Source organism: Massilia sp. 05N420 (assembly GCF_056397205.1).
The window spans coordinates 60,455-71,844 of sequence record NZ_JBFTMX010000014.1; the positions used below are offsets into that span (position 1 = coordinate 60,455).

An 11,390-nucleotide genomic window follows, 5' to 3' on the forward strand; every position below is an offset into this window, starting at 1 on the left:
AGCGTGAAACCGCTGCAATTCAGCGGATTGTTTCAAACAGGCCAGAGCGGCGGCTCGTCCATCAGCGCAACCTGCTCGCGCAGCTCGAGGATGCGGTCCTGCCAATAGCGCTGGGTATTGAACCAGGGGAAGGCGGCGGGAAAGGCGGGGTCGTCCCAGCGCATCGCCAGCCAGGCCGAATAATGGATCAGGCGCAGGGTGCGCAAGGCTTCCACCAGGTAGAGCTGGCGCGGGTCGAATTCGCAGAAGTCTTCGTAGCCGGCCAGCACGTCGGCGAGCTGCCCCACCATCTCCTGGCGCTCGCCCGACAGCAGCATCCACAGGTCCTGCACGGGCGGGCCCATGCGGCTGTCGTCGAAGTCGACGAAATGGGGACCGTCGGCGGTCCACAGCACGTTGCCGGCGTGGCAATCGCCGTGCAGGCGGACCGTCGCGACCTCGCCGGCGCGGTCGAAGCAGCGCGCGACGCCGTCCAGCGCCTGGTCGATCACGCTGGCGTAGGCGGTCAGCAGTTCGTCCGGAATGAAGCCGTGTCCAATCAGCCAGGCGCGCGGTTCGCGTCCGAAGGTGTCGAGGTTGAGCGCCGGCCGCTCCATGAAGGGCTTGCGCGCACCCACCGCGTGGATGCGCCCGATGAAGCGGCCGATCCACTCCAGCACCTTGGGGTCCGACAGCTCCGGCGCGCGGCCGCCGCGGCTGGGAAAGACGGCAAAGCGGAAGCCGCCGAAGTGGTGCAGCGTGCGCCCGTCCAGCGCGGCCGCCGGCACCACCGGCACTTCCTGTTCGGCGAGTTCCTCGGTAAAAGCGTGCTCTTCGAGGATGGCGGCATCGCTCCAGCGCTCCGGCCGGTAGAACTTGACCACCACCGGCTGGCCCTCTTCCAGGCCGACGCGGTAGACCCGGTTTTCGTAGCTGTTCAGGGCCAGCAGGCGGCCGTCGCCGTGCAGGCCGACGCTCTCGACCGCGTCCAGCACCATCAGCGGATCGAGCCGCGAGAAGGGGTGAGTTTCCGATTCATATTCCATGCCGCCATTGTAAGGCCGGCAGCACACCGGCGCACCCCTCGCCCATGATTTTGCCGAATCTATGCACCAGCACGCTTCATGACAGCAAATCTTTTCTGCAGAGAATCGAATCCCATGAAAATTTGCCGACTTTATGAATGATGATGATCGCAATGTGTGTGTGTGGATGCACCGAGCCCCTGATCGGTCAGGCTTACCATGGGCTAAGCGGGCATTAAGCCTGTGCTCGACAATAGCGGGCAACATGGACCTGGTTTTCCGTTTGCGCCGGACGGCATGAGCAGCTGTCCGGCGCTTTTTTCCGCCGGCCCGGGGCCGCAGGCGTTACACTGGCGGCTTCAACGAAACAGAATCACCCTGGACCACACATGCAACTCGAACAGCCTCTCACCGACAAAGAATTCGACGACCTCGACAACTTCCTGCTGTCCGACCGCAGCCCGGAAGGCGCGATGACGATGGACACCCTGCACGGCTACCTGACCGCCATCGCGATCGGCCCGGAATCCATCATGCCGGCCGAGTGGCTGCCGCGCGTGTGGGGCGAGGAAGGCGCCGCGCCCAAGTGGAAGAACCCGAAGGAAGAGCAGCGGATCGTCAACCTGATCATGCGCTTCATGAACGAAGTGCTGATCACCTTCGAGGTCGCGCCCAAGGAATTCGAGCCGCTCTACGTCGAGCACGAAGTCGAGGGCGAAACCCTGATCGACGCCGAAGCCTGGTGCTGGGGCTTCTGGGAAGGCATGGACTTGCGTCCCGGCTCCTGGGACGAGATCTGGGACTCGGAAGCCGGTCCGCTGATGCGCCCGATCTACCTGCTGGGCGCCGACGAGATCGAGGAAAGCGAGCTGGCCGAGGTCGAGGATCCGCGCCTGGCCCACAAGCTGGCCCTGGACATCGAAGCCAACCTGCCCGGCATCCACCGCTACTGGCTGCCGCGCCGCAAGGCCGCCGTCGAGACCGTGCGCCGCGAGGAGCCGAAGGTCGGCCGCAACGACGACTGCCCCTGCGGCAGCGGCAAGAAATTCAAGAAGTGCTGCGGGGCCGAGCAGGCCTGAGCGCTTTCCCCTCAGCTTCCACCTCCACCCGTCCCGTCATTACGGGGTGTAGGCTGCAGAGGTAATCGAAGGATACTCCCCGGCGCACCGTGTGGCGCCAGCTCTGCCCCGGCTTCAGGTCGCCCGACTTGATGCCGGCGGCCGCCGCGGTGACGTTGTGGACGAAGATGTCCTTGTTCACCCAGGTGATGGTGTCGCCGGGCTGCACGGCCACCACCTTCGGCGTGAAGGCCATGCCCTCGATGACCACACGATGATCGGCCGCGCCGGCGGCCGCGGCCCAGGCCATCAGGCCCAGCGCCACCACCACGGATTTCATTTCAGTTCCGCCTGGATGTGCTTCGCATGCTCCAGGTGGGCCACGAAGGCCGGCCGCACCTTGACCAGCAGCGCCTTCAGCTCGGCATTGGACGCGTTCGGGATCAGGGTCTTGTCGAGCGCATCCAGCACCGTCTCGTGGTAGCTCACCTCGTTGTCGACATAGGCCTTGTCGAAGTCGTGGCCCGACATGCCTTTCAGGCGGTCGCGCGTGGTTTCTCCGCCCTGGGTCAGGGATTTGCTGGTGTCGTTCGCTTCCGGCGTCACGTGCAGTTTCTTGACCAGCGCCACCGCCTGCTTGTTGACGCCCGAATGGTCGGCCACCATCCGTTGGGCAAAGGCGCGCACGTCCTTGTTCCTGGTCTTCGATTCGGCCAGCTTGCCGGCATCGATGTCGACCGTGTTGGCGGCAACCACGATGGCGGCGATCTGCGCATCGTTGGGATTGGCGGCGTGGGCGGCACCCAGCGGGGCAGCGGCCAGCAGTGCGCACAGGACGGTGGCGAGGGGCTTCTTGATGGTCATGGCAGTCTCCATTGATATTGGGAAGTGGAACATGCCATTCGATGCAGCAAACCCGCGCCGCGTTCCCGGAATCTTCAGCCCACTGCGTCCTCGCCCAGCCGGCGCATGACGCTGGCGACGATGCGGTCGCAGCGTTCGCCGTCGAAGCCGAAGGCATCGTCGAGCGCGAAGTCGAGCTCCCGCGCCAGCGCCTCGCGCAGCATGGCCCGCGCGCGGAAGTAGCGGCTGCGCACGGTGGCTTCAGGAATGCCGAGCAGCTGTCCGGTTTCGTCGACGCTGAGTTCCTCGACCGCGCGCAGCACGAACACGGTGCGGAAGGCTTCCGGCAGCGCATCGATCTTGGCTTCGATCAGGCCCCGGGCCTGGGCGCGCAGCGCGGCCTGCTCCGGCTGCCCGGGCTCGCCCGCTTCGCGCGCGGCGCAGAACGCGTCCATGGCCGGCTCGGCGCCCAGTTCGATGACCTCGGCCATCCGCCCCGCGCTGCGGCGGCGCATCAGGGCGGCGTTCATCACGACGCGGGTCAGCCAGGTGGCGAGCGAGGACTCGCCGCGGAAGTCCGGCAAGGCGCGGTAGGCCTGGATATAGGCGTCCTGCAACGCATCCTCGGCCTCGGCATCGTCGCGCAGGATGCTGCGCGCCACGCGGTAGAGCCGCCGGTTATGGCGCCTCATCAGGCGCGCGAAGGCGGCCTGCTCGCCATCCACCACGCGCTGCCGGATGGCGGCGTCCGAATCGTCGTCGACTGCTGGCTGCATGGCGTTCTCCCTGACGTGATGCCGATTAAGAAGCAAAGTGCTGCCGATTGGATGCAGGCCGCTGCCGCGGCGTTCCCGTGTTTCCGCTCAGGCCGGGGCGGTCAGGCGGCTTTCGTACATTGCCGCCAGCATATCCGACTGGCTGACGATGCCGGCAAAGACGCCGCGTCCGTCCACCACCGGGATATGGTGCAGGCCCTGGTTGGTCATCAGCGGCACCAGCTCGGCGATCGGTTCGTCGATGCCGACCGTCTTCACCTGGCGGTGCATGATCTCGACCACCTTGCCCGGCCGGCTGCGCACGCCCAGCAGGTGGTTGAACAGGCCGCGCAGGCGTTCGCCGAGGGTCTGGTAATCGTCCAGGCCCGCATGATGCAGGAAATCGTTCTGGCCGACCATGCCGACCACGCGCTGCGCCTTGTCCAGCACCGGCAGCGCATGCAGGCCGTGCTGTCGCAGCAGGCGCCAGGCTTCGGCCAGCGGCATGCCGGGGCGGACCGTCACCGCGTCCTTCGACATGATCGCGCCGCAGGTGACGACGCCGAAGCGCCGGCCGTAGGCCTGGACTTCGGTCTCGAGCAGGATCTCTTCGAGGTCGTCGCGGCTGATGTCCAGCACCTGGCCGTAGCGCGCCAGCGCGGCGTCCAGGTCTTCTTTCGTGAAGCCGAGGCGCGCGGTCGGCACCGGGTCGCGGGTCGCGTGCACGTTCTTCAGCATCGACTGCTGGGAGTGCGGATAGCGGCGCCCGGTCAGGTTGTTGAAGACCAGCGCGACCAGCACGATCAGGGTCGAGTTCAGGCACACCGGCACGAAGGCGAAGCCGAAGCCGGCCGCGTGCACGGCCGGGCCGCCCAGCACCGTGGTCAGCGCCACCGCGCCGCTGGGCGGATGCAGGCAGCGCAGCAGGAACATCACGAGGATCGCCAGCGAACCCGCCAGCGGCGCCGCCAGCAGCGGATTGCCGATCGCCTTGGCGCAGGCGATGCCGACCAGGGCCGAGATGGTATTGCCGCCGATGACGGACCAAGGCTGGGCCAGCGGACTGGCCGGCACGCAGAACAGCAGCACGGCCGAGGCGCCCATCGGCGCCACCAGGGCCGCCGGCAGGGTGGCGCTGCCGAGCAGCTGCATGCTGAGCCCGGCGGTGAGCAGCAGGCCGATCAGGGCGCCTGCCACAGAGCGCATCCTTTCGGGACGCGGTACGGAATTACGTTGCGGCACGAAGGCGCGCATCCATTGCAAAGTCTGGTCCAAGATAAAACTTCTACGAAAAAAACATCACAATATGATATATTATTCGGCTTCTCCTTGCCACGTCCCCTTCAGTGAAAGCAGTGAAAGCCCCCCCCTCCCCGCTTGCCAAGTCCGACTTCGCCGCGCTCTCCGAATTCCGCTACCAGATGCGGCGCTACGAGCACTTCTCCGAAAACGCCGTCCAGGCCGAGGGCATCACGCCCCTGCAATACCTGCTGCTCCTGCACATCAAGGGCTTCAAGGGACGCGAATGGGCGACCGTCGGCGAGCTGGCCGAGCGCCTGCAGGCCAAGCCGCACGGGGTGGTGGCGCTGGTCTCGCGCTGCGAAGCCGGCGGCCTGGTCGAACGGCGCGCGAACGCCGACGACCGCCGCCGCGTCGAAGTGCACCTGCTGCCGCACGGCGAAGCCATCCTGACGCGCCTGGCCGAGATCCACCGCGCCGAACTGCGCGCCCTGCAAGGCGTATTCACGATTCCCAACCTCGATTGAGTCCCACGATGTCCGCTCACCTTCATTTGCCCGACCGCCGCGACTTTTCCGGCGACCTGCGCCTGCTGCTGATCGCGGCGATCGCCGCCGTCATCGGCGGCCTCGCCGTGCTTGCCGCACACGTGCTGCTGCTCCTGATCCGCTTCTTCACCGACCTGTTCTTCTACCAGCGCTTCTCGCTGGCCGATCTCTCGCCCGCCAACCACGGCCTGGGCGCCTGGGTCATCATCGTGCCGGTCATCGGCGGTATCGTGATCGGCCTGATCGCGCGCTACGGCACCGAGCAGATCCGCGGGCACGGCATCCCCGAGGCGATCGAGGCGATCCTGTTCAAGGACAGCGCGATGTCGCCGAAGGTCGCGGTGCTGAAGCCGCTGGCCTCCGGCATCGCGATCGGCAGCGGCGGCCCSTTCGGCGCCGAAGGCCCGATCATCATGACCGGCGGCGCGATCGGCTCCCTGATCGCCCAGCACTTCCACCTGACCGGCGGCGAGCGCAAGTCGCTGCTGGTGGCCGGCGCCGTGTCCGGCATGACGGCGGTGTTCGGCACCCCGGTGGCGGCGGTGCTGATGGCGGTCGAGCTGCTGCTGTTCGAACTGCGTCCGCGCAGCCTGCTGCCGGTGGCGGTGGCCTGCGCGGTGGCCGGCTTCCTGCGCCCGCTGGCGATGGAAGCGGGCCCGCTGTTCCCGCTGCAGACCATGCCGGTGGCGCCGGTTGCGCTGCTGTCCTGCGTGGCGGCCGGCATCCTGTGCGGCGCACTGTCGTGGACCATGTCGACCATGCTGTACAAGGTCGAGGACTGGTTCCACCGTCTTCCGATCCACTGGATGTGGTGGCCGGCGCTGGGCGCCCTCGCGGTCGGCATCGGCGGCTACTTCCAGCCGCGCGCCCTGGGCGTGGGCTATGACGTGATCGGCGACCTGCTGCACAACCACCTGGCGCTGGGCGCGGTCCTGGCCCTGCTGGCCGTCAAGTTCGTGATCTGGCTGATCGCGCTGGCCTCCGGCACCTCGGGCGGCGTGCTGGCCCCGCTGCTGATGCTGGGCGCCGGCCTCGGTTCCCTGCTCTCGCCCTGGCTGCCGGGCGCCGAACCGGCCCTGTGGCCGCTGGTCTTCATGGCCGCCACCCTGGGCGGCATGATGCGCGCGCCGGTGATGGCGGTGGTGTTCGCCTTCGAGCTGACCCACGATTCGAATGCCCTGCTGCCGCTGCTGGCCGCCGCCGCCGGCGCCTACGGCTTCACGGTGCTGACCATGGGCCGCTCGATCCTGACCGAGAAGATCGCCCGCCGCGGCCACCACATCTACCGCGAATACGGTATCGACCCGCTCGAGCGCCACAGCGTGGCCGAAGTCATGACCAGCCAGGTCCAGAGCGTCGATGCCGATGCCACCGTGGCCGAGGTGCTGGCGTCCCACTTCGGCCCCGGCCAGAAGCACCGCGGCTTCCCGGTCACGCGCGCCGGCCAGCTGGTCGGCATGCTGGACCGTGATGCGCTCAACGGCCAGGCGCCCGACACCCCGGTGGGCCAGCTCTTCGGCATCAACAGGCCGCCGGTGGCGCTGGCCGGCGAGACCTGCCGCATCGTCGCCACCCGCCTGGCCGTGCACGGCATCGAACGCCTGCCGGTGGTGGCCAGCGCCGGCGAGCCGCGGCTGCTGGGCATCGTCAGCCGCAGCGACCTGATCAAGGCGACCGCCGGCCTGCATGCCGAGGAACACGAACGCCGTGTGCTGCGGCGTAATCCCTTGTCGCGGCGGCAAGCATAACGCGGAGCAATCATGTACGATAGGCAATACGCACACCGCGCCATTGCCTATCCATCTTGAGGACAAGAACTTGATGAAACCGCTCAAGCAGACCCTTTCCGCCATCGCTGCCGCCGCCGCGCTGGTGTCCGCCGCCCACGCTGCCGCGCCGATGGTCAAGACCCCGGCTCCCGGCTACTACCGCATCATGGTCGGCGACTTCGAAGTCACCCCGATCAATGACGGCACCTTCGACCTGCCGGTCGACCAGATCCTGCACCAGAAGCCGGAACTCACCCGCGCCGCGCTGGAAAAGAACCACCTGAAGTTGCCGCTGGAAACCTCGGACAATGCCTTCCTGATCAACACCGGCAGCAAGCTGGTGCTGGTCGACACTGGCGCCGGCGCCCTGTTCGGCCCGACCGTGGGCAAATTCCTGCAGAACCTGAAGGCCGCCGGCTACCAGCCGGAACAGATCGACGAGATCTATATCACCCACCTGCACGGCGACCACGTCGGCGGCCTGTCCCACGACGGCCAGCGCAACTTCCCCAACGCCGTGGTCCGCGCCGGCAAGCCCGATGCCGACCGCTGGCTGAGCCAGGCGAACATGGACAAGGCCCCGGCCGACGAGAAAGCCGACTACCAGGGCGCGATGGCCTCGCTGAACCCCTACGTCAAGGCCGGCAAGTTCAAGGCGATCGAGGCCGACGGCCAGCTGGTGCCTGGCGTATCGGCGCTGGCGGAACACGGCCACACCCCGGGCCACACGACCTATGTGGTCGAGAGCCGCGGCCAGAAGCTGGTGCTGATCGGCGACCTGATCCACGTGGCGGCCGTGCAGATGGACAATCCGCAAGTGACGGTCGCCTTCGACAGCGACGAGAAGGCGGCCTACGCCGCTCGCAAGAAGGTGTTCGACGACGCCGCGAAAAAAGCTTACCTGATCGGCGGCGCCCACCTGCAGTTCCCGGGTTTGGGCCACCTGCAGACCCAGGGCAAGGGCTACCGCTGGGTGCCGGTCAACTATACGCAAATGCGCTGATCAGGACCCGGCCACGCCGGCCAGGATCGCCGCCAGCTTGTCGAGGTCGACCGGCTTGACCATGTGGTGGTCGAAGCCGGCTTCGAGGGCGGCGCGGCGGTCCTGTTCCTGGCCGTAGCCGGTCACCGCCACCAGCAGCATCGCGCGGGTGCGCGGATCGGCCCGCAGGCGGCGCGCCAGCTCGTTGCCGTCCATTTCCGGCAGGCCGATGTCCAGCAGGGCCACGTCCGGACACTCCCGCCACGCGCGCTCGAGGGCGCGCAGCGAATCGTTCTCCACCATCGCCTCGTAGCCGCAGGCTTCCAGCAGCATCGCCAGGGTGGCCGCGGCGTCGACGTTGTCGTCCACCACTAGCAGGCGCAGCGGCTGTCCCTGCTGCGGCGGCGCGGCGGCACCCGGCTCCTCGCTGTGCGCCGCGGACTGCATCAGCGGCAGGGTCACGACGAAGCTGCTGCCGCGGCCCGGTCCGGCGCTCGCGCATGCGACGGTGCCTCCATGCAGCTCGACCAGGTGCTTGACCAGCGCCAGGCCCAGCCCCAGTCCGCCCTGCGAGCGGTCGGCCGAACGCTGGCCCTGGGCGAACAGCTCGAACACGCGGTCGCCCAGTCCCGCTTCCATGCCGATGCCCTCGTCGCGCACCTCCAGCTCGAGGTGCTCGCCACGGATTCGCGCCTCGACGTCGATGCGGCGCTCCTCCGGCGTGTACTTGGCCGCGTTGTTGAGCAGGTTGGCCAGCACCTGCACCAGGCGCGCCTTGTCGCCGAGGACCGTGGCCTCGGGATCGTCGAGCCGCACCGACAGGGCCTGGCGGCGGGCCTCGAACAGCGGGCGCACCTGCTCGATCGCTTCGTCGACGATGGTGTGCGCCGCCACCGGCGCCCGCGCCAGGGTCACCAGCCCGCGCGTGACGCGCGACACGTCCAGCAGGTCGTCCACCAGACTGGTCATGTGCTTCACCTGGCGCCCGATGATGGCGCTGCTCTGGCGCACCCGGTTCTCGTCGAGGCGGCCGATCTTCAGCAGGTCGGCGGCGGCGCTGATCGGCGCCAGCGGGTTGCGCAGCTCGTGCGCCAGCATGGCCAGGAATTCGTCCTTGCGCTGGTCGGCCGCACGCAGCTTTTCCTCGGCCTTCTTGCGGTCGGTGATGTCGAGGAAAAAGCTGACGAGGCCGCCGTTGCTGGTCGGGTAGGCCCTCACCTCGTAGGTGCGCACCTCCCCTCCCGGCAAGCGATGCCGGTATTCGGCGCTGCCGGCAATGCGCTGGGACATGGCCCGGCGATACATGCGTCCGAGCTCGCTATCCACGGATTCGGGCCAGATCTCCCAGTGATTGCACCCGATCACCTGCTCGGCGGTGCGGCTGCCGAGACGCAGCCCCTCGGCGTTCATCTCGAGGACGGTCCAGTCAGATGAGAGCAGGCCAAAACCCTCGGCAATCGAATCGAGGATGATCTGGCTGCGGTCGCGCTCCGCGCGCAGGGCTTCGTGGGCGCGCGCCAGGTCGACCGCGGTCCACAGGCGCTCCGACATGCTGCGCGCCAGCGCGATCTCGGCCTCGCTCCAGCGGTGCGGATGCTTGTGGCCCAGCGCCAGGAAGGATAGCAGGCGGCCCGACTTCACCAGCGGCACCAGCAGGCTGGCGGTCACGCCCATGGCCATCAGGTAGGCCTGCTGGTGGGCGGCGGTGCGCGGATCGATGCGCACGTCGGTAATGGCGATGATCTCGCCGGCGCGCCCTGCCCTGGCCACGTCTTCGCCGAAGGCGTCGATCGCGAAGGTATTGCCGGACAGGTTGGACCTGCCGTGGCGCGTCCAGTCGCGCGGCACGTAGAAGGTGTTGCGCTCGTCGTCGACCTCGCCGTACATCACCCGCTCCACGCCCAGCTCCTTGCCAAGCAAGGCGCTGGCGGTGGCGATCGCCTCCTCGCTGGAGCCCGGCGGCCGCAGCGCGTCGGACAGCGCCAGCTCGAAGGCGGCGCGGCGTTCGGCCTCGACGCGGGCGGTGGTCTCGATGCAGGTGCAGTACATGCCCATCACCCTGCCCTCGCCGTCGTGCAGGGGCGAATACGAGAAAGTGAAATAGGTCTGCTCGGTATAGCCCTTGCGCTCCATGGTCAGCGGCATGTCCTCGAGGAAGGAGGACTGGTCCGCCAGGGCGCGCCCGGCGATCGGTCCGAGGTCGTGCCAGATCTCCCACCACACACGGTGGAACGGCTCGCCGAAGGCGGACGGATGCTTGTTGCCGAGAACCGGGATATAGGCGTCGTTGTAGAGGAAGACCTGCTGCGCCCCCCAGGCCAGGAACATCGGGAAGGTCGAGCTGAGGACCATCGACACGGCCGCGGCGAGCTCGGGCGGCCAGGAATCCGGCGGGCCGAGCGGCGACGATTGCCAGTCGTGCGCGCCGAGCAGGCGCCGCGTCTCGCTGTCGCCCAGCCCGGCGGTAATGCACAGAATGTCAGCCATGATCGATTATTCCATAATTCATGGCGAGACGATTCACGATTTCAACATTGTGTCATGCCCTCTGTGGGCGATTCACAACTTACAGCTTGATGAAGTGCTCGCGGTAGTAGCGCAGTTCTTCGATCGACTCGACGATGTCGGCCAGCGCGGTATGCTTTTGCGCCTTCTTGAAGCCCGATGCCAGTTCCGGCTTCCAGCGGCGGCACAGTTCCTTCAGGGTCGAGACGTCCAGGTTGCGGTAGTGGAAGAAGGCTTCCAGCTTCGGCATGCCGCGCGCCATGAAGCGGCGGTCCTGGCAGATCGAATTGCCGCACATCGGCGATTTATTGGCCGGCACCCACTGTTTCAGGAAGGCGATCAGCTGCTCTTCGGCCTGGGCTTCGTTCACGGTCGAGGCTTTCACGCGGTCGATCAGGCCCGACTTGCCATGGGTGCCCTTGTTCCAGGCGTCCATCTTGTCCAGCGTCTCGTCGCTCTGGTGGATGGCGAACACCGGGCCTTCGGCCAGGATGTTCAGCTCGGCGTCGGTGACGACCACCGCGACTTCGATGATGCGGTCGTTGTCCGGATCGAGGCCGGTCATTTCCATGTCGAGCCAGACGAGGTTCATGTCGTTCGGGCGCGGGGTAACGGTCGGGGTTTGGGTTTCGTTGGCTTGTGACATAATCTGTTCTTTGGTAGGTGACTCTAGTCAGTCGGGGTCAG

11 protein-coding genes are annotated in these 11,390 nt (G+C 67.3%); 4 read left to right on the top strand and 7 right to left on the bottom strand.

Features of this window, described 5'->3' with window-relative positions:
* Window positions 1-32 precede the first annotated feature (32 nt).
* Window positions 33-1,025 (bottom strand): serine/threonine protein kinase, encoded by a 993-nt coding sequence (locus AC1DIX_RS10515; protein WP_477324130.1) that lies wholly within the window; start codon window positions 1,023-1,025, stop codon window positions 33-35.
* A gap of 368 nt (window positions 1,026-1,393) precedes the next feature.
* Here AC1DIX_RS10515 and AC1DIX_RS10520 point away from each other — a divergent pair, with 368 nt between their 5' ends.
* On the top strand, window positions 1,394-2,083 hold the full coding sequence (locus AC1DIX_RS10520) for a UPF0149 family protein (RefSeq protein WP_442121642.1): 690 nt from the start codon (window positions 1,394-1,396) through the stop codon (window positions 2,081-2,083).
* Here AC1DIX_RS10520 and AC1DIX_RS10525 read toward each other — a convergent pair.
* The 4 genes from AC1DIX_RS10525 to AC1DIX_RS10540 form a co-directional block, all read right to left on the bottom strand.
* Window positions 2,052-2,402 carry a cupredoxin domain-containing protein gene (locus AC1DIX_RS10525; RefSeq protein ID WP_442121643.1) on the bottom strand — a complete coding sequence of 117 codons (351 nt, stop codon included), beginning with the start codon at window positions 2,400-2,402 and terminating at the stop codon, window positions 2,052-2,054. The two genes, AC1DIX_RS10520 and AC1DIX_RS10525, sit on opposite strands and share 32 nt — an antisense overlap.
* The gene (locus tag AC1DIX_RS10530; RefSeq protein WP_477324132.1) at window positions 2,399-2,926 is read right to left on the bottom strand and encodes a DUF4142 domain-containing protein; all 528 of its coding nucleotides are present in this window, start codon (window positions 2,924-2,926) and stop codon (window positions 2,399-2,401) included. Before AC1DIX_RS10530 ends, AC1DIX_RS10525 begins: the two co-directional genes overlap by 4 nt.
* 74 nt (window positions 2,927-3,000) lie before the next feature.
* Window positions 3,001-3,681: an RNA polymerase sigma factor gene (locus tag AC1DIX_RS10535; protein WP_477324134.1), complete on the bottom strand. Its 681-nt coding sequence runs from the start codon at window positions 3,679-3,681 to the stop codon at window positions 3,001-3,003.
* 87 nt (window positions 3,682-3,768) lie between these two features.
* Window positions 3,769-4,914, bottom strand: a complete 1,146-nt coding sequence (locus AC1DIX_RS10540) for an HPP family protein (RefSeq protein ID WP_477324322.1) — start codon at window positions 4,912-4,914, stop codon at window positions 3,769-3,771.
* 167 nt (window positions 4,915-5,081) lie between these two features.
* Here AC1DIX_RS10540 and AC1DIX_RS10545 point away from each other — a divergent pair, with 167 nt between their 5' ends.
* The 3 genes from AC1DIX_RS10545 to AC1DIX_RS10555 all read left to right on the top strand — a co-directional run bounded on the left by AC1DIX_RS10545 (window position 5,082) and on the right by AC1DIX_RS10555 (window position 8,219).
* Entirely contained in the window at window positions 5,082-5,426 is a 345-nt protein-coding gene (locus tag AC1DIX_RS10545; RefSeq protein ID WP_442121742.1) for a MarR family winged helix-turn-helix transcriptional regulator, read from the top strand.
* An 8-nt stretch (window positions 5,427-5,434) separates the two neighbouring features.
* A complete protein-coding gene (locus AC1DIX_RS10550) occupies window positions 5,435-7,195 on the top strand; it encodes a chloride channel protein (RefSeq protein WP_442121647.1) in 1,761 nt (586 codons plus the stop codon).
* A gap of 73 nt (window positions 7,196-7,268) precedes the next feature.
* Window positions 7,269-8,219 (top strand): MBL fold metallo-hydrolase, encoded by a 951-nt coding sequence (locus tag AC1DIX_RS10555; RefSeq protein ID WP_442121648.1) that lies wholly within the window; start codon window positions 7,269-7,271, stop codon window positions 8,217-8,219.
* Here the strand turns inward: AC1DIX_RS10555 and AC1DIX_RS10560 are convergent, their stop codons facing one another.
* Together AC1DIX_RS10560 and orn are read right to left on the bottom strand one after the other, a co-directional pair.
* Complete coding sequence (locus AC1DIX_RS10560) at window positions 8,220-10,685, bottom strand: ATP-binding protein (RefSeq protein ID WP_477324136.1); 2,466 nt, start codon at window positions 10,683-10,685, stop codon at window positions 8,220-8,222.
* A gap of 79 nt (window positions 10,686-10,764) precedes the next feature.
* The gene (gene orn, locus AC1DIX_RS10565) at window positions 10,765-11,349 is read right to left on the bottom strand and encodes an oligoribonuclease (RefSeq protein ID WP_477252491.1); all 585 of its coding nucleotides are present in this window, start codon (window positions 11,347-11,349) and stop codon (window positions 10,765-10,767) included.
* Between the last annotated feature and the right edge of the window lie 41 nt (window positions 11,350-11,390).

Bases quoted from the DNA above. Each gene is read 5' to 3' on its own strand.
- AC1DIX_RS10540 (WP_477324322.1), bottom strand. From the start codon at position 4,914: ATGCGCGCCTTCGTGCCGCAACGTAATTCCGTACCGCGTCCCGAAAGG.
- AC1DIX_RS10545 (WP_442121742.1), top strand. From the start codon at position 5,082: ATGCGGCGCTACGAGCACTTCTCCGAAAACGCCGTCCAGGCCGAGGGC.
- AC1DIX_RS10525 (WP_442121643.1), bottom strand. From the start codon at position 2,402: ATGAAATCCGTGGTGGTGGCGCTGGGCCTGATGGCCTGGGCCGCGGCC.
- orn (WP_477252491.1), bottom strand. From the start codon at position 11,349: ATGTCACAAGCCAACGAAACCCAAACCCCGACCGTTACCCCGCGCCCG.
- AC1DIX_RS10535 (WP_477324134.1), bottom strand. From the start codon at position 3,681: ATGCAGCCAGCAGTCGACGACGATTCGGACGCCGCCATCCGGCAGCGC.
- AC1DIX_RS10555 (WP_442121648.1), top strand. From the start codon at position 7,269: ATGAAACCGCTCAAGCAGACCCTTTCCGCCATCGCTGCCGCCGCCGCG.
- AC1DIX_RS10560 (WP_477324136.1), bottom strand. From the start codon at position 10,685: ATGGCTGACATTCTGTGCATTACCGCCGGGCTGGGCGACAGCGAGACG.
- AC1DIX_RS10530 (WP_477324132.1), bottom strand. From the start codon at position 2,926: ATGACCATCAAGAAGCCCCTCGCCACCGTCCTGTGCGCACTGCTGGCC.
- AC1DIX_RS10515 (WP_477324130.1), bottom strand. From the start codon at position 1,025: ATGGAATATGAATCGGAAACTCACCCCTTCTCGCGGCTCGATCCGCTG.
- AC1DIX_RS10520 (WP_442121642.1), top strand. From the start codon at position 1,394: ATGCAACTCGAACAGCCTCTCACCGACAAAGAATTCGACGACCTCGAC.